24 protein-coding genes are annotated in these 22713 nt (G+C 71.6%); 11 read left to right on the forward strand and 13 right to left on the reverse strand.

All coding sequences use genetic code 11. The features are described from left to right. Window positions 1–107: 107 nt before the first annotated feature. A complete protein-coding gene (locus tag ACPEH0_RS11050; RefSeq protein ID WP_423719461.1) occupies window positions 108–1154 on the reverse strand; it encodes an NAD(P)-dependent alcohol dehydrogenase in 1047 nt (348 codons plus the stop codon). 121 nt (window positions 1155–1275) lie between these two features. On the opposite strand from ACPEH0_RS11050, the gene ACPEH0_RS11055 reads away from it, so the two are divergent. After that, window positions 1276–2154 (forward strand): aldo/keto reductase, encoded by an 879-nt coding sequence (locus ACPEH0_RS11055; RefSeq protein WP_366214551.1) that lies wholly within the window; start codon window positions 1276–1278, stop codon window positions 2152–2154. Window positions 2155–2163: 9 nt separating this feature from the next. Here the strand turns inward: ACPEH0_RS11055 and ACPEH0_RS11060 are convergent, their stop codons facing one another. Both ACPEH0_RS11060 and ACPEH0_RS11065 read right to left on the reverse strand, forming a co-directional pair. Next, window positions 2164–2523: a hypothetical protein gene (locus ACPEH0_RS11060; protein ID WP_366214552.1), complete on the reverse strand. Its 360-nt coding sequence runs from the start codon at window positions 2521–2523 to the stop codon at window positions 2164–2166. Between the two features lie 79 nt (window positions 2524–2602). Then, window positions 2603–3109: a MarR family winged helix-turn-helix transcriptional regulator gene (locus ACPEH0_RS11065; RefSeq protein WP_311286374.1), complete on the reverse strand. Its 507-nt coding sequence runs from the start codon at window positions 3107–3109 to the stop codon at window positions 2603–2605. 132 nt (window positions 3110–3241) lie between these two features. Here ACPEH0_RS11065 and ACPEH0_RS11070 point away from each other — a divergent pair, with 132 nt between their 5' ends. Continuing rightward, window positions 3242–3583: a hypothetical protein gene (locus tag ACPEH0_RS11070; protein ID WP_253036142.1), complete on the forward strand. Its 342-nt coding sequence runs from the start codon at window positions 3242–3244 to the stop codon at window positions 3581–3583. Between the two features lie 16 nt (window positions 3584–3599). Here ACPEH0_RS11070 and ACPEH0_RS11075 read toward each other — a convergent pair whose 3' ends face one another. Beyond that, on the reverse strand, window positions 3600–4460 hold the full coding sequence (locus tag ACPEH0_RS11075) for a carbohydrate kinase family protein (protein ID WP_366214553.1): 861 nt from the start codon (window positions 4458–4460) through the stop codon (window positions 3600–3602). Between the two features lie 185 nt (window positions 4461–4645). Here ACPEH0_RS11075 and ACPEH0_RS11080 point away from each other — a divergent pair, with 185 nt between their 5' ends. From ACPEH0_RS11080 to ACPEH0_RS11105, 6 genes are all read left to right on the forward strand, one after another. Next, window positions 4646–5521, forward strand: coding sequence for a formate/nitrite transporter family protein (locus ACPEH0_RS11080; RefSeq protein ID WP_253036140.1), 876 nt, complete (start codon window positions 4646–4648; stop codon window positions 5519–5521). Between the two features lie 77 nt (window positions 5522–5598). Next, on the forward strand, window positions 5599–8178 hold the full coding sequence (nirB, locus tag ACPEH0_RS11085; protein WP_253036139.1) for a nitrite reductase large subunit NirB: 2580 nt from the start codon (window positions 5599–5601) through the stop codon (window positions 8176–8178). Continuing rightward, window positions 8175–8552 (forward strand): nitrite reductase small subunit NirD, encoded by a 378-nt coding sequence (gene nirD, locus ACPEH0_RS11090; RefSeq protein ID WP_423719462.1) that lies wholly within the window; start codon window positions 8175–8177, stop codon window positions 8550–8552. The genes nirB and nirD overlap by 4 nt, the downstream gene beginning before the upstream one ends. Then, window positions 8549–9790, forward strand: a complete 1242-nt coding sequence (cobA, locus tag ACPEH0_RS11095) for a uroporphyrinogen-III C-methyltransferase (RefSeq protein ID WP_366214554.1) — start codon at window positions 8549–8551, stop codon at window positions 9788–9790. The genes nirD and cobA overlap by 4 nt, the downstream gene beginning before the upstream one ends. Further along, a complete protein-coding gene (locus ACPEH0_RS11100; RefSeq protein ID WP_366214555.1) occupies window positions 9787–10932 on the forward strand; it encodes a uroporphyrinogen-III synthase in 1146 nt (381 codons plus the stop codon). Before cobA ends, ACPEH0_RS11100 begins: the two co-directional genes overlap by 4 nt. Then, window positions 10929–11624, forward strand: a complete 696-nt coding sequence (locus ACPEH0_RS11105) for a sirohydrochlorin chelatase (protein ID WP_366214556.1) — start codon at window positions 10929–10931, stop codon at window positions 11622–11624. Before ACPEH0_RS11100 ends, ACPEH0_RS11105 begins: the two co-directional genes overlap by 4 nt. Window positions 11625–11786: 162 nt before the next feature. Here ACPEH0_RS11105 and ACPEH0_RS11110 read toward each other — a convergent pair whose 3' ends face one another. Both ACPEH0_RS11110 and ACPEH0_RS11115 read right to left on the reverse strand, forming a co-directional pair. Continuing rightward, the gene (locus ACPEH0_RS11110; protein WP_366214557.1) at window positions 11787–12662 is read right to left on the reverse strand and encodes an EamA family transporter; all 876 of its coding nucleotides are present in this window, start codon (window positions 12660–12662) and stop codon (window positions 11787–11789) included. After that, on the reverse strand, window positions 12659–13912 hold the full coding sequence (locus ACPEH0_RS11115; RefSeq protein WP_366214558.1) for a serine hydrolase domain-containing protein: 1254 nt from the start codon (window positions 13910–13912) through the stop codon (window positions 12659–12661). The genes ACPEH0_RS11110 and ACPEH0_RS11115 overlap by 4 nt, the downstream gene beginning before the upstream one ends. Before the next feature lie 93 nt (window positions 13913–14005). Here ACPEH0_RS11115 and ACPEH0_RS11120 point away from each other — a divergent pair, with 93 nt between their 5' ends. Both ACPEH0_RS11120 and ACPEH0_RS11125 read left to right on the forward strand, forming a co-directional pair. Continuing rightward, entirely contained in the window at window positions 14006–14317 is a 312-nt protein-coding gene (locus tag ACPEH0_RS11120) for a DUF2470 domain-containing protein (RefSeq protein WP_253035960.1), read from the forward strand. A gap of 46 nt (window positions 14318–14363) precedes the next feature. After that, window positions 14364–15017, forward strand: coding sequence for a heme oxygenase (biliverdin-producing) (locus tag ACPEH0_RS11125; protein WP_366214559.1), 654 nt, complete (start codon window positions 14364–14366; stop codon window positions 15015–15017). A 22-nt stretch (window positions 15018–15039) separates the two neighbouring features. Here ACPEH0_RS11125 and ACPEH0_RS11130 read toward each other — a convergent pair whose 3' ends face one another. Further along, window positions 15040–16422, reverse strand: a complete 1383-nt coding sequence (locus ACPEH0_RS11130) for an ATP-dependent DNA helicase (protein ID WP_366214560.1) — start codon at window positions 16420–16422, stop codon at window positions 15040–15042. A gap of 44 nt (window positions 16423–16466) precedes the next feature. Here ACPEH0_RS11130 and ACPEH0_RS11135 point away from each other — a divergent pair, with 44 nt between their 5' ends. Then, window positions 16467–17594: a hypothetical protein gene (locus tag ACPEH0_RS11135; RefSeq protein ID WP_366214561.1), complete on the forward strand. Its 1128-nt coding sequence runs from the start codon at window positions 16467–16469 to the stop codon at window positions 17592–17594. 6 nt (window positions 17595–17600) lie between these two features. Here ACPEH0_RS11135 and ACPEH0_RS11140 read toward each other — a convergent pair whose 3' ends face one another. The 6 genes from ACPEH0_RS11140 to ACPEH0_RS11165 form a co-directional block, all read right to left on the reverse strand. Beyond that, window positions 17601–19583: a cytochrome c oxidase assembly protein gene (locus tag ACPEH0_RS11140; protein WP_366214562.1), complete on the reverse strand. Its 1983-nt coding sequence runs from the start codon at window positions 19581–19583 to the stop codon at window positions 17601–17603. An 82-nt stretch (window positions 19584–19665) separates the two neighbouring features. Further along, the gene (locus ACPEH0_RS11145) at window positions 19666–19944 is read right to left on the reverse strand and encodes an HU family DNA-binding protein (protein ID WP_064002669.1); all 279 of its coding nucleotides are present in this window, start codon (window positions 19942–19944) and stop codon (window positions 19666–19668) included. A gap of 416 nt (window positions 19945–20360) precedes the next feature. Then, a complete protein-coding gene (locus ACPEH0_RS11150; RefSeq protein WP_366214563.1) occupies window positions 20361–21392 on the reverse strand; it encodes an alpha/beta hydrolase in 1032 nt (343 codons plus the stop codon). Between the two features lie 99 nt (window positions 21393–21491). Next, window positions 21492–21797 (reverse strand): biopolymer transporter Tol, encoded by a 306-nt coding sequence (locus ACPEH0_RS11155; protein ID WP_366214564.1) that lies wholly within the window; start codon window positions 21795–21797, stop codon window positions 21492–21494. A 32-nt stretch (window positions 21798–21829) separates the two neighbouring features. Continuing rightward, window positions 21830–22333 carry a GNAT family N-acetyltransferase gene (locus ACPEH0_RS11160; protein ID WP_366214565.1) on the reverse strand — a complete coding sequence of 168 codons (504 nt, stop codon included), beginning with the start codon at window positions 22331–22333 and terminating at the stop codon, window positions 21830–21832. Next, complete coding sequence (locus tag ACPEH0_RS11165; protein ID WP_423719463.1) at window positions 22330–22680, reverse strand: ArsR/SmtB family transcription factor; 351 nt, start codon at window positions 22678–22680, stop codon at window positions 22330–22332. Before ACPEH0_RS11165 ends, ACPEH0_RS11160 begins: the two co-directional genes overlap by 4 nt. Between the last annotated feature and the right edge of the window lie 33 nt (window positions 22681–22713).

Raw genomic sequence — 22713 nt, forward strand, 5'->3', positions numbered from 1 at the left:
TGTCCGTCTTCCCGTGCGCGACCGCGCCGGTGGACCCGGCGGGATATGTCACGCTCTGACGCGAGGGTAACACCCCGAGGTGACCAGATCCCGCCGGGTTTTCAGACTCAGTCCTTCAAGGTCTCAATGTCGATGACGAAGCGGTAGCGGACGTCCGATCGCAGCACCCGCTCGTACGCCTCGTTGACCTCGTCGACGCCGATCAGCTCGGTCTCGGGCACGATGCCGTGGGCGGCGCAGAACTCGAGCATCTCCTGCGTCTCGGCGATGGATCCGATGCTGGAACCGGCGAAGGACCGCCGGTTGCCGAACAGCGTGAACACGCGCAGCGGCAGCGGCTCGGGCGGGGCGCCGACGTTGACCATGGTGCCGTCCAGGCGCAGCATCCGCAGGTAGGAGTCGAGCTTCAGCGGCGCGCTCACCGTGTTGAGGATGAGGTCGAACGTGTTGGCGAGGGTCCGGAAGGTGGCGTCGTCGCTCGTCGCGAAGTAGTGGGTCGCACCGAAGCGCAGGCCGTCCTCCTGCTTCGACAGCGTCTGCGACAGCACGGTCACCTCGGCACCCATCGCGGCTGCGATCTTGACCGCGAGGTGCCCGAGCCCGCCCATGCCGACGACGGCGACCTTCGAGCCGGGGCCGACCTTCCAGTGCGCGAGGGGGGAGTACGTCGTGATCCCGGCGCACAGCAGAGGTGCGACCGACTCGTACGGGAGCGCCTCGGGGATGCGGAGCACGAAGTCCTGATCGACGACGACGTGGGTCGAGTAGCCGCCCTGCGTGATCGTGCCGTCGCGGTCGACCGACGCGTACGTCTGCGTGTTGTCCTTCAGGCAGTAGTTCTCCATGCCGGCCCGGCAGTTCTCGCACTCGCGGCACGAGTTCACCATGCAGCCGACGCCCACCCGGTCACCGACCGCGAAACCCGTGACCTCGGATCCGACCTCGACGACCTCGCCGGCGATCTCGTGCCCCACGACCTGCGGGTAGGTCACCGGACCCCAGTCGCCCCGGACGGTGTGGATGTCGGAGTGGCAGATCCCCGCGTAACGGATGGCGATGAGCACATCGCGCGGTCCCGTCTCGCGACGCTCGATCGTCGTGCGGATGAGGGGGTCGGTTGCCGAAGGGGCTGCGTACGCGGCGACGGTGGGCATGGGTTCTCCTTGCTGATCGATCGACGGAAGCCGCGGGTCGCCGCATCCGTCCTGTCACACGCTACGCGCGCGACCGTGGGTATCGTCGGAGGCGACCGCGCACCGAAGCCGGGAGGCACCGATGAACGCCCTCTCCCCCACCCCCGTCATCCTCGGGGCCTCGCGTCTCGGCGACCGCCCGGGGGCGGCCGAGCTCGCCGACGCACTGATCCGCTCGGACCTCGGCGACGTCGACACGAGCAACAACTACGCCGGCGGACGCAGCGAGCAGGCGCTCGGCGACGCGATCCGGCGCGCCGGCGGACTGCCCGGACCGGCGCGGATCTACTCGAAGGCCGACAGCGACCCCGATACGGGCGTCTTCGACGGCGACCGGGTGAAGCGTTCGCTCGACGAGTCGCTGACCCGCCTCGGGCTCGACCGCCTGCCGCTGTACCAGCTGCACGACCCCTACGGCCTGACGCTCGCCGAGGCGATGGGTCCGGGCGGTGCCGTCCCCGCCCTGATCGAGTTCCGCGACCAGGGCGTGATCGGCGCGATCGGCATCGCGTCGGGCACGCTGTCGCAGGTGCGGGAGTACGTCGACACCGGTGCGTTCGACGTCGTCCTCTCGCACAACCGCTACACGCTCGTGACGCGCACCGCCGAGCCCGTCTTCGAGGCGGCCCGCGCGCACGGCATGACGGTCTTCAACGCGGCGCCGTTCGGCGGGGGCACGCTCGCAAACGGCGACGGCTCGTTCGGTTACCGCCCGATGCCCGCCGACTTCGCCGCCCATGTCGGTCGCGTCCGCAGCCTCGCCGACGAGCACGGGGTCGACCTCGCCGCCGCGGCGCTGCAGTTCTCGATGCGCAGTGCCCTCGTCGACGCGACCGTCGTCGGGATCACCTCGACCGCCCGCCTCGACGCCCTCGGCCCCCTCGTCGAGGCCGAGGTGCCCGAGGCGTTCTTCGACGCCGTCGAGTCGCTCGGCGCGCCCCCGCCCGGGGTCGTCGACTGACCGCTCGCGTCAGGCCCGGCCGAACCCGTCGAGGTCGGGGTCCCAGTACGCTTCGGGCCCCTCGTCGTACATACTGTCACCCGAGCCGCCGTCGGCGCGAGGGAAATGCGGGTGGTGGCGCAGCTGCGCGGCAGCGAACGAGAAGTCGGGCTCGGGGCGGTCCCACTCCGTCGCGACCGAGAGCACGTCGTTGCCGACGCCGATGACGAGGGATGCCTCGCCGATCTCCCCGCTCTTCTCGAAGACGATCGGGATCGTGACGGCATCGGCCCGTCCGCGCTCTGCGACGGCGGCCGTCAACGTGACGAGAGCCTCCGCGACGTCATCGGTCGTGACCACGGTCTCGCCGGCGTACGTGATGCATCTCATACGCCCACTATGGGCGTCGCAACGGAATCACGGGAATGGTTGCGTTCCCGCTCCGCGGCGGGTACAGCGGATGCCGCGGTCAGGCCTCGGCGGTCACGGGGGCGACGTCGTCCACCGCATCGGTCATCTTCTGCAGGAAGGCGACCACGTGCTCCTGTTCGTCGGGGGTCATCCCGACGGCGACGTCGTACATGAGCCCGTGCATGCGCCCGAGGGTCTCGCGCACCTCTTCGTTCGCGTGCGGCGTCGCCCGCACGAAGATGCTGCGCCGATCGGTCGGGTTCGCGATCCGCTGGACGCGTCCGGTCTTCTCGAGCCGGTCGAGCATCGTCGTGATCGACGCCGAGGTGACCCCGAGATACTTCACGAGCTCGGCGGGACGGGCGGAGTGGTCGGGCTGACGCAGAAGGTAGCGAAGCGCGAGAAGCTCGTTCTCACCCATCGCCATCGAGTCCCGGGTGCGGCGACGCATGGCGGCCTCGGCGGCACGATAGGTGCGCAGGGCCTCCAGGACACGACGCGCACGATCCCGCTCGCCGGGGGCCTCGTTATACCAGTAGCCGGCCTTGTCCTCGCCGTCCGCCACATCCACTCCCTACCGGTCGCGCCGAAATGCGACGACTTCGTCGAGAATAGGTGATGGGAGCGGGCGGACAGCCGCCAGTAGCCACGTGTCCCCGGATCCGCTACTCTCCCGCAACCGCGAGAGGGGAAGCCCATGCCGTTCCGAAGCAAAGAGACCCTCGAACGCTGGGTCGACGAGTTCCACGAGGCCCGCGGCGCCGGCGAGCGCATCAAGGTCATCGTGCAGGACGGCACCGACGGCGCCGACACCGGCCTGGTGGTCGTCCCCCTCGAGAACGCGACCGTCACGATCTTCATGCAACCGGCCGAGGTCGGGGCAGCGTCGTGGCGCGTGACCATCGAGCCGCAACCCGACACGACGATCCTCAACAGCCACCAATTGCACGCGATGGCCGTCGAGCTGTCCGTCGCCGCGGAGCTCTGCGCCTACCTCGAAGCCCGCTCCGTCGGCCACGAGGAGACTGACGTCGACTGACCTCCGGCAGCGGTCTTCACCCGGCCCGCGTGCCCGCGTCCGGCTCGCTGAGCGCCGGATGCAGGTGAGGCGACGCGAGGGCGACCGCAGCCTGTCGCGCACCGGCCTCGAGGCTCGCATCGACGTCCGAACCCGCACCATGCGCAGCGAGGAATCCCGCGAAGAAGGCATCGCCGGCCCCGTTGCTGTCGACGACGTCGACCTCTACTGCGGCGACCGCGTACCGACGGCGAGCCGCGTCCATCGCGATCGCCCCTGACGCTCCGCGCGTGCACACCGCGAGACGGGGGCCGCGCTGCAGACACGACTCCAGCAGTTGCCACGGGTCATCGACGGCATCGTCGTTCATGAACACGACCTCCGCGGCGCGCAGGAACGGCTCATGGAATGCGGCCTTCCCGTCGTAGTCGTGGAGGTCCGTCCAGACCGGCGCGTCGATGCCGCGCGCCACGAGCTCGGCCCCGAGCGCGCTGAGGTCCACGACCGCGACAGCGGCGGAGTCCAGATCGTCACCGATCTCCGCGACGATCGCCGGATCCGCCGCCGAAGGCGTCGCGACGTACAGGGAGACCCGCTCGCCCGCCCGAGTCATCAGATTGACATGCTGCTCCGTGGCCTCGGACGCGTGGCGCGCCAGCCGCACGCCCGCACGCGCGAGCCCGCTCGCGACGGCGGCACCCTCGGCATCCGCTCCGAGAAGCGCGTGCAATTTCACGTCCAGGCCGAGCCCCGCAAGGTGGACCGCTTTGCCCGCCGATGTGCCGCCGACCGTCCGCACCGATCCGGTGGCGAACTGCATGTGGGGTGCCGGCTCGGGGAGCCGATCGAGTTCGATCAGGTGGTTCCAGGTGGCGGGCCCGCACACGACGACGGTCATGCGCTCATTCAACCATCGGTCTCTGCTCCGGAGGCCGACGACCGGACGCATCCGATCTCACATCGCGCCTCCCTCCGAAGAGAGGAAGAGGTAACCAAAGCGGTCGATCCCGGTGCGGTCGGGGGAAACACCCGCCCTTTAGCGTCGAGCCCTACACCCGGCTCCACGACTGAAAGGCATCTGCGATGACGTACGTCAAGCCCACCGAGCTCGTCCAGACCGTGATCGACGCCGGCGCGTCGAAGGTCATGCTCTCCACCCGTGACACCCTCGTCCGCTCCATCATGGGCGGCGCGCTGCTCACGCTCGCGGCGGCGTTCGCCGTCACGGTCAGCGTCACCACCGGCATGCCGCTGCTGGGCGCCGTACTCTTCCCCATCGGGTTCGTGATGCTCTACCTGCTCGGCTACGACCTGCTCACCGGCGTGTTCGTGCTCGCACCCCTCGCGTGGCTCGACAAGCGCCCGGGCGTCACGCTCGGCGGCATCCTGCGCAACTGGGGACTCGTCTTCCTCGGCAACTTCATCGGCGCGTTCTCGATCGCGCTGCTCATGGCGATCGTCTTCACGAACGGCTTCTCGACCCCGCCGAACGAGGTCGGTCAGGCGATCGGCCACATCGGCGAGGGCCGCACGGTCGGCTACGCCGAACACGGTGCCAACGGGATGCTGACCCTCTTCGTCCGCGCCGTGCTCTGCAACGCCATGGTCGCCACCGGAGTCGTCCTCGCGATGGTGTCGAAGGACGTGATCGGCAAGATCGTCGCGATGTGGATGCCGATCATGCTGTTCTTCTTCATGGGTTTCGAGCACTCCATCGTGAACATGTTCCTCTTCCCGTCGGGGCTGCTTCTGGGCGGCGACTTCACGATCGGCGACTACCTGATCTGGAACGAGATCCCGACGGTGCTCGGCAACCTCGTGGGCGGACTGCTCTTCGTCGGCATCCCGCTGTACGTGACCTACGGACGCCCCGCCGCCCCCCGCCGCGTGCGCCCGTCGCGTCGCGAAGCCGCCGCCGCCCGCGCCGTCGCCGTGGGCTCCGCCGTCCCCACCCGGTGACCGACGTGGCCGGCATCGTAAAGAGACCGCAACACGACGTGACCACCCAGGCAACCTCGCTCGCATACCGTCACGACATGAGCTCCACCGGCCCCACCCCGCCCCACGTGGTCGTGGTCGGTGCCGGGATGGTCGCACACCGCTTCGTCGAGAGCCTGCTCAGCCGCACCGACGAGCCGTGGCGGGTCACCGTGATCGGCGAGGAGCAGCGGCATCCCTACGACCGGGTCGGTCTCACGTCGTTCTTCGCCGGGGCCTCGGCCGACGACCTCGCCCTCGACGAGGGTCCGCTCTCGGACGAGCGGGTGCGGTTCCTGCGCGGCGTCGCCGTCACGCGGATCGAGCGCGAGCGCGCCGAGGTCGTCACCGACCGCGGCGAGCGCATCGCCTACGACCGGCTGGTGCTCGCGACCGGTTCGTACGCCGCCCGGCTCGCGGTCGACGGGTACGACCACGACGGCTGCTTCGTCTACCGCACGCTCGACGACGTCGAGGCCCTCGAGCGGTTCGTGCAGCGCCGGTCGGCCGAGCTCGGCCGCCGCCTGGTCGGCACGGTCATCGGGGGCGGGCTGCTCGGCCTCGAGGCGGCCGGCGCGCTGCAGGGCCTCGACGTCGACTGCACCGTCGTGCAGTCCTCCGACCGGCTCATGTCGGCGCAGCTCGACCTGCCCGCCGGCGACGCGCTGCGCCGACTCATCGAGCAGCGCGGGATCGGGGTGCGCACGTCGGCGATCACGACGCGCCTCGACGCCGACCGCAGCGGGCAGGTCGTCGGGCTCGAGTTCCGCGACGGGTCGTGGGAGCGCACCGACGTCGTCGTCTTCACCGTCGGGGTCCGCCCGCGCGACGAACTGGCCCGCACGGCCGGGCTCGCCGTCGACCCGCGCGGCGGTGTCGTCATCGATGCCGGCTGCGACACCTCCGACCCGGCGATCCTCGCGATCGGCGAGGTCGCCAGCTTCGAGGGCCAGTGCGTCGGTCTCGTCGCCCCCGGCTACGCCATGGCCGAAGTCGCCGCGGCGCGCCTGCTGGGGCTCGAAGCTTCGTTCGCGGGCTTCGACGTGTCGACGAAGCTCAAGCTGTCGGGCGTCGACGTCGCGAGCTTCGGCGACGCGTTCGCCGAAACACCCGGCGCCCTCGATGTCGTCTACGCCGACCCGATCGCGGGGGTCTACAAGAAACTCGTCGTCTCGGACGACGCGAAGACCCTGCTCGGCGGCATCCTCGTCGGCGACGCGTCGGCCTACGGGTCGCTCCGTCCCCTCGTCGGCGGCGCCCTCGGCGGCGACCCCGTCGCCTACCTCCTGCCCTCCGACGGTGTCGCCGCCCCCACCGGTGACCTGCCCGATGAGGCGCTCGTGTGCTCCTGCAACAGCGTCACGGCCGGCGGCATCCGCTCTGCCGTCCACGACGAGGGCTGCACCGACGTGAAGGGCATCAAGGCCTGCACGAAGGCGGGCGCGGCGTGCGGGTCGTGCGTCGGCATGATCACGAAGCTGCTCGGCAGCGAGCTCGCGAAGACCGGCGCCGCCCTCAGCACCGCGCTGTGCGAGCACTTCGCGATGTCGCGGCGGCAGCTCTTCGACGCGGTCCGCGTGTCGGGACTGTCGACCTTCAGCGCCGTCATCGACCGGTTCGGCACCGGCCGCGGCTGCGACATCTGCAAGCCGGTGCTGGCCAGCATCCTGTCGACCCTCACCGGCCGGCACGTGCTCGACGGCGAGAACGCGACCCTGCAGGACACCAACGACCACGTCATGGCCAACATGCAGAAGGACGGCAGCTACTCGGTCGTTCCGCGCATCCCGGGCGGCGAGATCACCCCCGAGGGACTGGTCGTCATCGGGCAGGTCGCGCAGGACTTCGGGCTGTACACGAAGATCACCGGCGGCCAGCGCATCGACATGTTCGGCGCGAGGCTCGAGCAGCTGCCCGAGATCTGGAAGCGACTGGTCGACGCGGGCTTCGAGTCGGGCCACGCCTACGGCAAGTCGCTCCGCACGGTGAAGTCGTGCGTCGGGTCGACGTGGTGCCGCTACGGCGTGCAGGACTCGGTCGGCATGGCGGTGCAGCTCGAGCTGCGCTACCGCGGGCTGCGCTCGCCGCACAAGATCAAGCTCGGCGTCTCGGGCTGCGCCCGCGAGTGTGCCGAGGCCCGCGGCAAGGACGTCGGCGTCATCGCGACCGAGGCGGGCTGGAACATGTACGTCGGCGGCAACGGCGGCTTCACGCCCCGCCACGCGGTGCTCCTGGCCGAGGGACTCGACGACGCCGGGCTGCTGCAGGCGATCGACCGGTTCCTCATGTACTACGTGTTCACGGCCGACCGCCTGCAGCGCACCGCCCCCTGGTTCGAGGACCTCGAGGGCGGCATCGACGAGCTGCGCCGTGTGATCTTCGACGACTCGCTCGGGATCTGCGCGGATCTGGATGCCGCCATGGCCCGCCACCTCGACAACTACGAGGACGAGTGGAAGGCGACCCTCGACGACCCCGAGAAGCTCCGCCGGTTCGCCTCGTTCGTCAACGCTCCGACGACGCCCGACCCTTCGCTCGCCTACACGGTCGAGCGCGGGCAGGCCCGTCCCGCGACGCCCGAGGAGCGTGAGGACGGCCGCGTCCTCATCGCGGGGACGACCCTGGAGGTGCGGCGATGACGATGATGGTGCACGAGACGGATGCCTCGGTGCCGGCCGGCTGGACCGCGGTGTGCGCCCTCGCCGACCTCGAGGTCGAGCGCGGCCGGGCCGCCCTGCTCGGCGACGAGCAGATCGCCCTCTTCGTCACCCACGCGGGCCGCGTGCACGCCGTGCAGAACCTCGACCCGTACAGCGACGCGCACGTGATCTCGCGCGGCATCGTCGGCACCCGGGGCGAGGTCCCGACGGTGGCGTCGCCGATGTACAAGCAGGTCTTCGACCTGCGCACCGGGGTCTGCCTCGAGACGCAGGGCAAGGACGCGAAGACGCTGCGGGTGTGGCCCGCCGCCGTCGAGGACGGCATCGTCTACGTCCGGGAGGAGCAGCGATGACCACCCTCTTGGGTCTCTCCCTGACGGGACGACGCGTCGTGTTCGTGGGCGGCGGCGCCGTCGCCGGACGGCGCGTCGGCCGCTTCCTCGACGAGGGCGCGCTCGTGACGGTGGTCGCGCCGGCGCTCGGCGACGCCCTGCGCGCGCACGTCGCCGCCGGCCGGGTCAGGTGGGTGGAGCGTCCCGCCCGGCAGGACGACGTGACGGATGCCTGGCTCGTCCACGCGGCGACGGGCGACGCATCCGTCGACTCCGTCGTCGCGGCGTGGTGCGACGACGTCCGTGTGTTCTGCGTCAACGCGTCGGACGGCGCCCACGGGTCGGCCCGCCTGAGTGCCGAGACCCGATCGGGCGACGTGATCGTCGCCGTCGCGTCCGACGCCGGCGTCGACCCCCGCCGCTCCGCGCGGCTGCGCGACGCGATCGCGGCGGCGCTGCGCGACGGGATGCTGCCCCTGCGGCGCCGTCGCACCGCCGCCGGTCGCGTCGACCTCGTCGGCGGCGGCCCCGGCCCCGCCGACCTCATGACCGTCCGCGGTCGCCGGCTGCTCGCCGAGGCCGACGTCGTCGTCGCCGACCGGCTCGGGCCGACCGACGTCCTCGCCGAACTCGACCCCGACGTCGAGGTGATCGACGTCGGCAAGGCACCCGGACACCACCCCGTGCCGCAGGACGAGATCAACGCGATCCTCGTCGCACACGCTCGCGCGGGCAAGCGCGTCGTCCGCCTGAAGGGCGGCGACCCGTTCGTCTACGGCCGCGGCGGCGAGGAGGTCGCCGCGTGCCTCGCGGCGGGCGTCCCCGTCGAGGTGGTGCCCGGGCTGACGAGTGTCGTGTCGGTGCCCCAGGCCGCCGGCATCCCGGTCACCCACCGCGGCACCGCCGCGGGACTGCACGTGACGATGGGCCAGGGCCCGGTGTCGGCGGCGACCCGCGCCGCGCTGGCCGACGACACCGTCACGACCGTCGTGCTCATGGGCGTCGCCGCCCTGCCGAAGCTCGTCGCCGCCGCGCTCGCGGCCGGGGCGCCCGCGCACCGGCCCGTCGCGATCGTCGAACGGGGTCACACCCCGACGCAGCGGACGACCCGTACGACCCTGTCGGCCGCGGTGACGGATGCCGCGGCCGCCGGTGTGAGCAACCCTGCCGTCATCGTGGTGGGCGAGGTCGCCGCCGCGGGCCTGCTCCTGCCCGACGCGGCCGCGGTCTCGGCGGGAGGAGGGGATCCCGACCGGTGACGACCCCTCGCCCCGCCCTCTCGGCCGCGCTCGGCGGCTGCACGATCGTCATCGCCGTCGATCGTCGATCCGCCGAGCTCGCGTCGGCGTTGGAGCGGCACGGGGCGACCGTCCGCCACGCTCCGGCGCTCACGATCGTGTCGCACATCGACGACGAGGCGCTCATCGGGGCGACGCAGCAGCTCATCGACACCCCGCCCGACATCGTCGTGGCCACGACGGGGGTCGGGTTCCGCGGGTGGATGGAGGCCGCCGACGAGGCGGGCCTGCAGGGCGCGCTGCACGAGGCGCTCGCGGGGGCGCAGATCGTCGCACGCGGCCCCAAGGCGCGCGGCGCGATCCAGCAGGCCGGGTTGACGGCGGATTGGGTCGCCGAGTCCGAGACCTCCGAGGAGCTCGGCGCCTTCCTGCTCGCCGAGGGTCTCGAGGGGCGCCGCGTCGCGGTGCAGCACCACGGCTCGGGCGCGGACGGCCTCGACGAACTGTTCACCGAAGCGGGCGCCGACGTCGTGAGCCTGACGGTCTACCGCTGGGGGCCGCCGCCCGATGCCGCCGCGGTCGCGCGCTCGGTGGTCCAGACCGCGCAGGGCGAGGTCGACGCCGTGCTGTTCACCTCGGCGCCGGGGGCCGCGGAGTGGATCGAGACCGCGCGGCGCGAGGGCGTGCTGGAGGACGTCGTGCAGCGCTCGGCCGAGGGCACCCTCCTGCTGGCGGCCGTCGGCCCGATCACCGCAGGCCCCCTCGTCGCCGTGGGAGCCGCGCCGCTCGTCGCCGAGCGCGGCCGGCTCGGCTCGCTCGTCCGCGCCGTCGTCACCCACTTCGGCGGCGGGGGCGCGCCGTCGCTCGCCACGCCCGCCGGGCGCCTCGAGCTGCGCAGCGGCGCCGCCGTCCTCGACGGCGAGGTCTTTCCCCTGTCGCGCACGCCGGCGTCGATCCTCGCGCTGCTCTTCGCCGCCCGCGGCGGCGTCGTCGGGCGGGCCGAACTCGCCGCCGCGCTGCCGCGCTCCGGTGCCGACAGCGCCCACGCCGTCGACGTGGCGATCGCGCGCACGCGCGAAGCCCTCGGCATCCCGACCCTCATCCGCACCGTCGTCAAGCGTGGGTACCGCCTCGACGTGCTCGCCCCGGAAGGAACACCGTGACGCCCGTCCTCATCGCCTGCTCGCACGGGACCAGCTCGCTCGCGGGCCGCGCCGCCATCTCGGCCCTCGTCGAGAAGGTGCGGCTGCTCCTTCCGCACGTCGCCGTCGAGGAAGCGTTCGTCGACGTGCAGCAACCCGAGATCGACGACGTCGTGCGGGCGACCGCGCCGCGCGCCGCGGTCGTGGTCCCCCTCCTGCTGTCGACGGGGTTCCACACGAAGGTCGACATCGCCCGCGCGGTGACGGATGCCGGGGGCCGCGCCTCCGCCACGGCGCCGCTCGGGCCGCATCCGCTGCTCGCCGACCTGCTCGCGACGCGTCTGCGCGAGGCGGGGACGGCTCCCGGCGACGCGGTGGTGCTCGCGGCGGCGGGATCGACCGACCCCGCGGCATCCGTCGACGTCGCCGCGATGGCCGACCTGCTGCGCGAGCGCGTCGACGGCCCGGTGTCGGTCGGCTTCGCCGCGGGCGCGGGAACCCGCATCGGGGCCGCCGTCGCTGCGGCGCGGGATGCCGGTGCCCCCCGCGTCGTGGCCGCGAGCTACGTCCTCGCCCCCGGCTTCTTCGCCGACGTCATCGCCCGATCCGGCGCCGACCTCGTCACGGCGCCGCTGGCGCCCGACGACCTCGTCGCCCGGGTCGTCGTCGAGCGCTACCTCGCCGCCGCCGCCCCGCTCACCCGCGCCGCCTGACCCACCCCGCGCGCCGCGCGCGCCGCATCCACCCCGCGCCGCCCGCGAAAGCGCCCCTCCGTGCCGAGATCGCCTCCCCCGCACGCTCACCAACCGGCGCGCTCGGCAGCAACGCACGCTCTCGCGGCGCACGCCGCGCCCGGCGCGCGAATCCCCGGCGCGTCAGCCGACGGGCTCCGCGACGTCGCGTGCGCGGCGGCCGGCGGCACGGACGGCGCCGATCGACGCGACGATAACGAGCGCGATGCCCGCGACCTCGAGCAGGCTCAGGTGCTGGCCGAGCAGCAGGAACCCGGCGAACGACGCCGTCGCGGGGGCCAAGGCCATGAGGATCGAGAACGCCGCCGCGGGCAGTCGGCGCAGCGCGATGAGTTCGAGCGCGTACGGGATGGTCGACGACAGCACCGCGACGGCGACGCCGAGCGCGACGAGGTCGAGGCGCAGCAGTGACGCACCGGCATCCACGATCCCGAAGGGCAGCGACAGGACGGCACCGACCGCCATCGCGAGCGCCAGGCCGTCGAGCTTGGGGATGGCGGCGCCCACCTTCGCCGAGGCGAGGATGTAGAACGCCCAGCTGACGGCGGCGCCCAGGGCGAAGACGACCCCGAGCGGATCGAGCCGGTCGAAGCCGCCGCCGCCGAGTGCGACGACGCCGACGAGCGCCAGCCCTGCCCACAGCCACGCCGACGCGCGCCGGCTCGCGATGATCGAGAGCGCCAGCGGTCCGAGGATCTCGATCGTGACCGTCACGCCGAGCGCGAGCCGTTCGAGCGCGAGGTAGAAGAAGCCGTTCATGACGGCGAGCGCGACGCCGAGCTGCACGACGGCGGTCCACGCGGCGCGGCTGTGCCCGCGCAGCGACGGACGGGCGATGAGCCACAGGATGACCGCCGAGAACACGAGGCGCAGCATCACCATCCCGAGCGGGCCGACCTGCGGGAACAGCAGGACGGCGAGCGAGGCACCGACCTCCTGGCAGCAGAGGCCGACGACCACCAGGACGACCGCGGTCGTCGGGGCGGTGCGTGCGGTCACTCGCCGCAGATGGCGTAGCCGGCGAGCTCCTCGCCGAGGCTCTCGACCGTCCACGGCAGGCCCAGCTCGGGAGCCGTGCGACCGTCGGCGGCAGGAGCCTTCGACGCGAGGGCGGCGAGCTGCCAGGCGAGCAGGCGCGCGACGTTCGACGACGCGCGCGAGTCGTTGAGCACGACGACGACCGACATCCCGGTCTCGCGGTCGGCGAAGGCCGCGACCATGTAGCCCGGGAGGGAGCCGTACTGCCCGACGAGGCTGTCGCCCTGATACGTGCCGCCCTTGGCCGTGAACCAGGTGGGCTGCGAGTCGGCGACGGGACGGGCGTCGGCGAGGCGCTGCTCGACGTCGTAGGGGCGGGCGCCGACGGCGAGGGCGCGGACGTAGGTCGAGAGGTCTGCGACGCTCGACACGGCGCCGGCCGCCGCTGCGCCGACGCTCGAGGTGAGGTCCGTCATGTCCGTCGGGGCGCTGCAGTCGGCCTTGCCGTCCTCACCGGACGCGAGGTACGAGCCCTTCAGCCGGTCGCCCCCGCCGACCCCGGCGGGGAGGGAGCTGGAGGTCATCCCGAGCGGCTGGAAGACGTACTCGTCGAAGAGCTCGTTCAGCGGCGTGTTCGCGGCACGCTCGAGCACGATGCCGAGCAGCACGTACCCGGTGTCGGACTCCGCGAAGCGCGCGCCGGGCTCGAAGGCGCGCGGCTGGCCGAGGCCGTAGGCGACGAGCTCGCGCGGGTTCCAGGTGCGCTCGGGCGTCGCGAGGACCCGTTCGAAGATCGCGCCGAGGTATCCGTGCAGTCCGCTCGTGCTGTCGCAGAGCTCGCCGAGGGTGATGTTGCTCTCGCCTGGGTACGAATCGACGTACTCCGCGATGCTGTCGTCGAGGGCGACGGTGCCCTTCTCGACGAGGGCGTACAGGACGTCGCAGGTCATCGCGCGGGTGACGTTCACGGCTTTGAAGGTCATCGCGGGGTCGACCTTCGGGCCGCCCTCACCCGAGGTGCCGACACCGGCGACCCACTGGCCCGACCAGGGCACCGACACCGAGACGATGGCCCCGCTCGCGCCGACGGCGGTCATCGCCGTCTCGGTCAAGGTCTGCATCTGGTCGGTCAGATCCGACGGGAGCGCCCCGTCGACCTGGTCGACGCCGATGTCGATCCGCGCGGGTCCGGGTGAGCACGCTCCGAGACCGATCGCGAGACCGAGCGCCGTCACCGCTGCGACCACTCGCCTCGACACTCGTCCTGCCACGCGCAGATCACCCCCGTTTTTCCTGTCCCATGATTACAGCACACCCGTCGGCCGCCTCCCGTTCGCCCGACCGCACCCTCCTAGGCTGTGCGCATGACCGCCGTCTTCGACGACTCCGTGCAGCGCGCCGTGCTCCACCACATGAACGCCGACCACACCGACGACAACGTGCTCATCGCGCGCGCGTTCTCGCCACTCCCCGACGTCATCGCGGCGACGATGACGACCTTCGACGGCGACGCGGGCGAGTGGCACGTGATCACCGCGGACGGGGCCGAGGACGTTATCCGCATCCCCTGGCCCGGCGGCGCGATCACCGAGCGCGCCGAGGTCCGGCGCGAGATCGTCGCGCTCTACGACGCGGCCTGCGCCCGGCTCGGCGTGGAGCCCCGCCCGCATTCGTAGATATCCGACCTTCAGGTTAGCTGAGCCTTACTGTACGCTCGGGGCCATGTCCGAGCCCGTCCCCTTCTCCGCCGCCGTCCGCGCCCGCTCCGCCGGCGCCCACTCGTCGAGCGAGGGCGCCGACTTCACGTCGGACCTCATGCGCGGCGAGGGTTCCCGCGAGGACTACGTCGCCCTCGTGGCGCAGCACTGGTTCATCTACGAGGCGCTCGAGACAGCGGCCGCCCGCATGAGCGGCGACCCCGTGGCATCCCGGTTCCTCAGCGACAAGCTGACCCGCCTGCCCGCCCTCGAGGCCGATCTGGAGTTCCTCATCGGCACCGATTGGCGCGAGCGCATCGCGCCGCTGCCGACGACCGCCCGCTACGTCGCACGCATCGCCGAGGTCGGTGCGACCTGGCCGGGCGGCTTCGTCGCCCATCACTACACGCGCTACCTCGGCGACCTGTCGGGCGGTCAGTTCATCGCGCGGGTCATGTCGCGCCGCTTCGGCTTCGAGACCAACGGCATCGGCTTCTACGTCTTCGACGACATCGCCGATCCCGCCGCGTTCAAGGACGTCTACCGCGAGCAGCTCGACGCGGTGCCGTGGGATGCCGCCGAGCGCGAGCGCGTGATCGACGAGGTGCTGCTCGCCTACCGCTTCAACACCGAGCTGTTCGCCGACCTCGCGGCCGCGAAACGCACCTCGGCCGCCTGACCCGACGAGCGGATGCCGCGCCTCACCCCGCGTTCTGCGCCGCCCGCACCCCGGCCATGAAGCGCCGCACGTCGCGGTCGACGAGGATGTCGGCGGGGCGCAGCGGCCGCGACAGGTAGAGCCCCTCGAGCGAGGTCAGCCGCGAGAGCGCGACGTAGGTCTGCCCCGGCGCGAACGCCCCGTTGCCGAGGTCGACGATCGCGCGGTCGTACGTCTTGCCCTGCGACTTGTGGATCGTGACCGCCCACGCGAGACGCAGCGGGAACTGCGTGTACTCGGCGACGATCTCGCGGGTGAGCTTGCGGGTGCCGGGGTCGTAGGCATAGCGGAACTTCTCCCACACCGTCGGTTCGACGTCGTGCTCCTCGCCGTCGAGCTCGACGCGGACGGTGCCGCCCGCGATCCGCGTGACGGTGCCGATCGACCCGTTGACCCAGCGCGGACCGTCGCCGCCGAACCCGCCGATGTCGTTGCGCAGGAACATCACCTGCGCCCCGACCTTCAGCTGCAGCTCCTGGTCGGCGGGGTAGGCGTCGCCGCGCCCGAAGTCGCCGCTGATCTCGGCACGGGCGGTCTGGGCAGGACCGGGCAGCGCGTCGAGGTGGCGCTGGTTGATGCGCGAGACGATGTCGTTGCGGGTCGCGAGGGTGATGATCGGCACCTCGCCGGCGGCGGGCTCGGGGGGCTTGCGGGCTCCCGCCGCGTTGAGGGCTCCCGCGATGTCGGCCGTCACGATCCCGTGGCGCACGGCGTTGAGCATCGCCTTGAACGCGTCGTCGGACTGGCGGTGGATGTCGCGCAGCTCGGCGATGTGCAGCGGAGCGCCGACCCGGCCGAGGTCGAGCAGCCCGTCCGAGCGGATCGCCCCGGCATCCGCTCGGGGCCCTGCCCACACCTGCGCGTCGAAGAACCAGAAAGAGCGGTAGTGGTCCTGGATGTAGCGCAGCTCGTCGCCGCGCGGCGGCACCGGGGAGAGCTGGTACGGGTCGCCGAACATGACCACCTGCACCCCGCCGAACGCCTCGGCGCGTCGGCGGCGGGCCTGGCGCAGCGACCGGTCGATCGCGTCCATGACGTCGGCGTTGACCATCGACACCTCGTCGATGATGAGCGTGTCGATGGCGTTGAGGATCTTGCGCGTCGCGTCGGTCTGCTCGATCTCGCTGTCGGCGATGAGCCCGATCGGCAGTTTGAACAGCGAGTGGATCGTCTGACCGTCGACGTTGAGCGCGGCGACGCCGGTGGGTGCGCAGACGGCGATCTGCTTGTTCGTGTTCCACGCGAGGTGCTGCAGCAGCGTCGACTTGCCGGTGCCGGCACGACCCGTGACGAACACGTGTTCGCGGGTGTCCTCGATGAGACGGAAAAGCGCGTCCTGTTCAGGAGACAGGGGCGGCGTGCTCACCGGAACAATGCTAGCTATTTGCCGGGCTTTCCTAGACTGAGCGTGTGGAACGCGAGGGGGAAGAGGCGGTGACGGATGCCGCCGCGCCCGACGCCCCCGCGGCCCGCACCCGCACGGCCACCGTCGCCGGACCCCGTCGGCGCCGCAAGCTCGCGTTCGACCTGACGGTGCTGGGGGTGGTCGGCATCCTCTTCCTCGGTGCCGTCGGCGCGACGTCAGCCGTCCTGTACCGCCAGCTCTACAGCCCGACCGCGTTCGTGCTCGACTACCTGCACCTGCTCGCCGACGGGCGCGCGACCGACGCCCTGCTCGTGCCCGGCGTCTCGGCCACGTCGAAGGACCTCGCCGCCGCGGGCCTGCCGGCCGATGCCAGCGCGGCGCTGCTGCGCGGCAGCACCCTCACGCCGCTGTCCGACGTCGAGCCGGTGTCGGAGGAGACGGATGCCGACGGCACGACGGCCGTCACCGTCACCTACCGCGTGGGCGGTCACGCCGGCGAGACGACGCTCGAGGTCGAGCGCGACGACGACGAGGGCGGCATCCTCCCCCGCTGGCGGTTCGCGCAGAGCCCTCTCGCGGTGATCGAGCTCGGGGTCCGCGGGTCCATGCAGTTCGAGGTGAACGGCTTCGAGATCGACAAGCGTCAGGTCTCGCCCGAGGCCGAGGAGGCCGACCCGCTCGAGCCGATCCCGATGCTCGCCTTCTCGCCGGGGCTCTACTCGATCACCGTCGACACCGCGGCGACGACGAGCCCCGGGGTCGCCGTGCTGTCGGACACCCCGCTCGCCGAGATCCCGGTCTCGTTCCAGGCGGAGCCGACCGACGAGTTCGTCGGCGTGGTCCAGCGCGAGGTCGACGCGTTCCTCGCGGAGTGCGCGACGCAGAAGGTACTGCAGCCGACGGGATGCCCCTTCGGGTACTACGTGCGCAACCGCATCGTCGAGCCGCCCACGTGGTCGATCGAGGAGAACCCGGTCGTCACCCTCGAGCCCGACGGCGCCGGGTGGGCGATCACCCGGACGCAGGCGGTCGCCAAGATCGACGTGCAGATCCAGTCGATCTTCGACGGCTCGATCTACGACGTGACCGAACTCGTCCCGTTCTTCCTGACGGGCAAGATCACGATCCTCCCCGACGGCACCGCGTCGATCGCGGTGTCGGCCGCGGACTGACCGGGCTCAGCGCGCGGCTTCGCGCCGGGCATCCCGTTCGGCGATCGCGGCGAGCCGGGCGTTGTACGCCTCGAGCTCCGCATCGCCGCTGCGATCGGCCTGCCGGTCGTCGCGTCGCTGCCGCCGCTCGTCCGACCGGCTCCACTGCACGGCGACGACGATCGCGAGGATGAGCGTCGGGATCTCGCCGATCGACCACGCGATGCCGCCGCCCATGTACTGGTCGGCGAGCGGGTCGAGGCCCCACGTCCGCCCCATCGAGCCGAACCATTCGGCGACGAACAGTCCCGACGACATCATGATCGCGATGCCGAAGAACGCGTGCATCGCCATGACGCCGATGAGGGTCAAAAGGCGGCCGGCGTGCGGCAGCCGGTAGGGCACGGGGTCGATGCCGACGAGCGAGAGGACGAAGAGGTAGCCGACCGTGAGGAAGTGCAGCACCATCCACTCGTGACCGAGGTGGTCGTACAGCGTCCAGCGGAAGATGTCGGTGTAGTAGAACGCCCAGAGCGACACGATGAACAGGGCCGCCGCCACGAGCGGATGCGTGATGATCTTCGCGTAGGGGCTGTGCACGGCCCAGAGGATCCACTCGCGGCCGCCGCGCGTGCCGTCGTCGCGCTTGCGGATGGCGCGGGACGCGAGGGTCACGGGCGCACCGAAGACGAGGCACATCGGGATCGCCATCGACAGCAGCATGTGTCCGACCATGTGCATGCTGAAGAGGTAGTCCTGGTACGCGTTGACCGGTCCGCACGTCACGTACAGCAGGAGCAGGAGCCCGGTCACCCACAGGACGGTGCGGCCGATCGGCCAGCGGTCGCCGCGGCGGGCGAGCCGGCGCACCCCCGCGAGGTAGAAGAACAGGCCGAACCCGACGGCGAAGGCCCAGATGGGGTCGACGTCCCACATCGTCACGAAGCGCAGCGGGGTGAGCTCGGGCGGCAGCGGTGAGCCGGTGAGCACCTCTGCGGGCGTCGCGTCGGTGGGGATCGTCGTGTCGACCGGCGGTGGGGTGAGCGAGAGCGCGACCGCCGCGCCCGAGGCGATGCCCATGAAGAGCACCTCGACGGCGACGAGGATCCAGAAGCGTGCGGCGACGGCGGTGTCGCGGATGCCGGCGATCAGCCGTCGGCGGTAGATCGCGCCGAGCACACCCAGCGCGAGCAGGGCACCGACCTTGACCATGACGAGCGCGCCGTACGGCGAGAAGACGTTCGCGGGGCTGACGAGCCCGATGAGGGCACGGGCGACACCCGAGAGGGTGACCACGATGAAGGCGGCGAGCGCGATGCTCGAGTAGCGCTGCAGGACGACGACCAGCTTGTCGCGCGACAGCACGGGTCGCAGCAGCACGATCAGCAGCAGCCCGCCGAGCCACGCCGCCGCCGCGATGATGTGGAGCGAGAGCGAGGTGACGGCCGAGTTGTGGTTGGCCTCGCTGCCGGTGTGGCCGGCGGTCGCCATCGGCACCATCGCCGCGATCGCCAGGATCGTGACAAGCAGCGTCGCGAGCCATCCGCGGACGGCGAAGGCGAGGACGGTCAGCGCCGCAGCCGCCACCGTGGTCATGAGCCAGGCGCGACCCGGATCGGTGTCGACGAGGAACCTGCCGAGCTGCTCGCCGAACGCCGCGTCGGCGCTCGGTCGCGCCGGGATCACCTTGAGGAAGGTGAGGTAGGCCGTCGTGCCCGCCGAGACGGTGAGGATCGCCGCGCCGGCGGAGGCGGCATCCAATGCCAGGTCGAACTCCTTCGTGCCCGACGCGAATGCGAACACGGCGAGCACGAGCGAACCGACGAGGAGCGCGGCCGAGAGGTTGACGACGAGCTCCGCCACCGGGAGACCCCAGCGGACGACCGGACCGGGGTCGCCGATCACGAGCGGCGCGGCGCCGCCACCGTAGGCCAGGCCCAGCAGGAGCGCGACGAGACCCGCGCCCGCGAGGATCACCGGGCCGGCGAAGCGGAGAGCACGCGGGTTCACCCGTCAAGCCTACGCGCAGGTGGGTGGGGGAACGCCGAAGGGGGATGCCTCTCGGCATCCCCCTTCGTACGTCTGCAGCGTCTTACTTGACGGCAGCCTTCAGCTTCGAGCCGGCGCTGACCTTGACGCGCTTGCCGGCGGGGATGTTGATCTCGGCACCCGTCTGCGGGTTACGGCCCGTGCGAGCCGAGGTCTCGACCTGCTCGAACGCGATCCAGCCCGGGATCGAGACCTTCTCGCCCTTGGCGACGGCCTCGGAGACGGACGAGAACAGGCCGTCGACGACGCGCGAGACGGTGGCCTGGCTCTCGCCGGTGGCGCTGGCGATGCTGGCGACGAGTTCGGTCTTGGTGATGGCCATGGTGCTCCTCCAGACGGCGGGTCGCCGTCTTCAGTTACTCGGACCGACGGGATTCCGCCGGTTGGTCGTTGCGACCGGTCCCGAATATACCCACGAACCCCGGAATTCCGCGGATCTTCGGTCATCTGGACCGTAATCGACCGGCGTGTCGTGTGTCAGAAGGGGTTTTTGAGGCTGATGTTGCCGATTCGGGCGGATTCCGCGGATTTCCGCGGGAGGGGTTGCTTTTGCGCGCGGTTGTGCCGTCGGCATCCGTCGCCTGTCATCGGATTCGGAGAACGGCGCGGGATTCGGATGCGGCGGGCGACGGGCGAGCGGCGGCAACAGCCGCGGAGATTCGGCGCAATCCGGGCGCCTGGGCGGGGTGACGGCCGGATGCGGGGCGAAACTCCGCGGTCGGTGTCGCGGCATCCGCGTCAGATGCGGCGCAGGGCGGCGACGACGTCGTCCTCCCAGCGGCGCGCGGCGGGCAGCGCGCCGACATAGAGAGGGGTGTCGTGCGTGACGCCGAGGTAGCGCGTCGCGCTGGCGTCGACCCCGGCGTCGCGGAGCTTCGCCGCGTACGTCGCGCCGTCGCGGCGGAGCGGGTCGTACTCCGCGGTGAGGATGACGGCGGGCGGCAGTCCCGCATGCGACGCCGCGCGCATCGGCGAGGCGTACTGCTCGCGCGCGCGGGACCGGTCGCCGAGGTAGGTGCGGGCGACCGAGCGCAGCTCGCGCAGCGCGATGAACGCCGACACCCCGAGCGCGTACGTCGCGCGCAGGTCGATCCAGCGGCCGGTGAGGTCGGTGACGGGGACTTCGAGGATCTGCAGGGTCGCTTGTCGGGTCCCGCGGTCGCGGTTCATCAGAGTGAGGGATGCCGCGAGGCATCCCCCCGCTGAGGCACCGTTCAGGCCGATCCGGTCCGGATCGAGGCCGAGCTCGGCGGCGTGCGCGTGCAGCCACACCCACGCGGCGTGGACCTGCTCGACCTGCGTCGGGTAGCGGTGCTCGGGCGCGAGCGAGTAGCCGACCGCGACGAGCACGACGCCGGAACGGTCGGCGCGGCGGCGACACGAGGCATCCGCCGTCGGGTAATCGATGCCGCCGATGCGGAACGCACCGCCGCCGATCACGAGGCACGCCGGTGCCGGGGTCGGGGCCGAGGCCGGGCGGTAGATGCGGATGCGGACGTCGGGGTACCCGTCGACCGGCACGGTGTGCTCGGTCGTCTCCATGTCGGGACCCGGGATGCCGGCGGTCCGCAGTTCCATGCGGTCCCAGTTGAGGGCCGCGCGACGGTGACGCTCGCGCGGCGTGAGCGGCTTCGTCTTCGTGGCTGAAGCGGATGCCGGCGCTGACGGCTTCGCCCGCCGGAACCGCGCGGTCAGCTCGGTCCACGCCTTCTTCACGAGGTAGCGGCGGTGCGTGCGCAGTCGCTCGCGGAAGAACGGATCCAGCGGCATGGGGCTCCCTCCGACCGTTCGAGCGTAGCCCCGGGTCGTCGGGCGCGGACTCGACCGCGGTGAGGGATGCCGCGAGGTGCGCCGACGCGTCGAGACCCGTCAGTCCTCGAGTCCTTTCAGCTCGGCGAGCGCCTGCCTCGCTCGGTGCAGCCGCTCGCTCTCCGGCTCGTCCCACCAGTAGGGACCTCGCTCGCCGAGCCCGTGCTTGGCCAGGTCGACGCGTCTGCGGGCGGCTGCCAAGGCATCCGGATCACCCTGAGCGCGGCGCACCCCTGATCTGCCGCGCCCGAGATGGGAGGTCAGCGCCGCCACGAGTTCCGCGGGCAGCGACGGGTCGGTGCGTCGCCATCGACGTCCATTGATGACAAGCCATCGCTCGTCGTCAGAAGCTGCGTCATCCGCCATCGACAATCCGCCAAAGAGGGTTTCGGGGCCGTTCAGCCCAGCCGGCGTTCGATGAGGATCGTGTCGCGCCAGGTGTCCGCCCAGGGGCCGTAGGTCATGTACGCGACGCGTTCGCGGTGGCCGATGCGGCGGAAGCCCGCCCGCTCGTGCAGAGTGAGGCTGGCGGCGTTCTCGGGGAAGATGCTGGCTTGAACCGTCCAGATGCCGGCGGGTGCGGCCTCGCTCAGGAACGCGGCGAGGAGATCTCTCCCGACCCCGCGCCCGCGGGCGTCATGCGCGACGTACACGGAGTGTTCGACGACGCCTCGATAGACCTCTCGCGCCGAGACCCGGGACGCGGCGATCCAGCCGAGCACGGCGCCATCGGAGTCTGTCGCGACGAGCCTGCCGACAGGGAGCTTTCCTCGATCGAAGTCGCTCCACGACGGGGGCTCGCTCTCGAACGTGGCGTTTCCCGCGGCGATGCCTTCGCGGTAGATCGACTCCACCTGTGGCCAATCGTTCGCAGTCATGGCACGGATGGTCGCGTGGGTCATGGGCGAAGAGCCTGGGATGCCGCGTCGAGGGCGTCGGTGACGACGCGGTAGTAGGCCCAACGGCCGCGCTGCTCGCGGGTGGCCAGTCCCGCGTCGACGAGCTGCTTCATGTGATGCGAGACGGTCGGCTGGGACAGACCCACCGGTTCGGTGAGGTCGCAAATGCAGGCTTCTCCATCGTCGGATGCGGCGATGAGCGAGAGCAGTCGCACGCGGGTCGGGTCCCCGAGGGCTTTGAAGACCCGCGCGATACGCTCCGCATCCGCGACCGAGATCACACTGCCCGTGACCATGCCGCAGCACACCGCCCCGTCCGTGGGTGCGAGAAGCGGGAGATGCGTGGGCATGAGCCCATCCTTTCACGTCGTATTGACATCTGT

It is taken from the genome of Microbacterium sp. NPDC079356 (assembly GCF_049545465.1).
Lineage (GTDB): Bacteria > Actinomycetota > Actinomycetes > Actinomycetales > Microbacteriaceae > Microbacterium > Microbacterium gawkjiense.

What these genes read in the sequence shown, in the direction of transcription:
- ACPEH0_RS11050 (WP_423719461.1), bottom strand. Translation starts at nt 1,154, where the DNA reads ATGCCCACCGTCGCCGCGTACGCAGCCCCTTCGGCAACCGACCCCCTC.
- ACPEH0_RS11055 (WP_366214551.1), top strand. Translation starts at nt 1,276, where the DNA reads ATGAACGCCCTCTCCCCCACCCCCGTCATCCTCGGGGCCTCGCGTCTC.
- ACPEH0_RS11060 (WP_366214552.1), bottom strand. Translation starts at nt 2,523, where the DNA reads ATGAGATGCATCACGTACGCCGGCGAGACCGTGGTCACGACCGATGAC.
- ACPEH0_RS11070 (WP_253036142.1), top strand. Translation starts at nt 3,242, where the DNA reads ATGCCGTTCCGAAGCAAAGAGACCCTCGAACGCTGGGTCGACGAGTTC.
- ACPEH0_RS11075 (WP_366214553.1), bottom strand. Translation starts at nt 4,460, where the DNA reads ATGACCGTCGTCGTGTGCGGGCCCGCCACCTGGAACCACCTGATCGAA.
- ACPEH0_RS11080 (WP_253036140.1), top strand. Translation starts at nt 4,646, where the DNA reads ATGACGTACGTCAAGCCCACCGAGCTCGTCCAGACCGTGATCGACGCC.
- nirB (WP_253036139.1), top strand. Translation starts at nt 5,599, where the DNA reads ATGAGCTCCACCGGCCCCACCCCGCCCCACGTGGTCGTGGTCGGTGCC.
- nirD (WP_423719462.1), top strand. Translation starts at nt 8,175, where the DNA reads ATGACGATGATGGTGCACGAGACGGATGCCTCGGTGCCGGCCGGCTGG.
- cobA (WP_366214554.1), top strand. Translation starts at nt 8,549, where the DNA reads ATGACCACCCTCTTGGGTCTCTCCCTGACGGGACGACGCGTCGTGTTC.
- ACPEH0_RS11120 (WP_253035960.1), top strand. Translation starts at nt 14,006, where the DNA reads ATGACCGCCGTCTTCGACGACTCCGTGCAGCGCGCCGTGCTCCACCAC.
- ACPEH0_RS11125 (WP_366214559.1), top strand. Translation starts at nt 14,364, where the DNA reads ATGTCCGAGCCCGTCCCCTTCTCCGCCGCCGTCCGCGCCCGCTCCGCC.
- ACPEH0_RS11145 (WP_064002669.1), bottom strand. Translation starts at nt 19,944, where the DNA reads ATGGCCATCACCAAGACCGAACTCGTCGCCAGCATCGCCAGCGCCACC.
- ACPEH0_RS11150 (WP_366214563.1), bottom strand. Translation starts at nt 21,392, where the DNA reads ATGCCGCTGGATCCGTTCTTCCGCGAGCGACTGCGCACGCACCGCCGC.
- ACPEH0_RS11155 (WP_366214564.1), bottom strand. Translation starts at nt 21,797, where the DNA reads ATGGCGGATGACGCAGCTTCTGACGACGAGCGATGGCTTGTCATCAAT.
- ACPEH0_RS11160 (WP_366214565.1), bottom strand. Translation starts at nt 22,333, where the DNA reads ATGACCCACGCGACCATCCGTGCCATGACTGCGAACGATTGGCCACAG.
- ACPEH0_RS11165 (WP_423719463.1), bottom strand. Translation starts at nt 22,680, where the DNA reads ATGCCCACGCATCTCCCGCTTCTCGCACCCACGGACGGGGCGGTGTGC.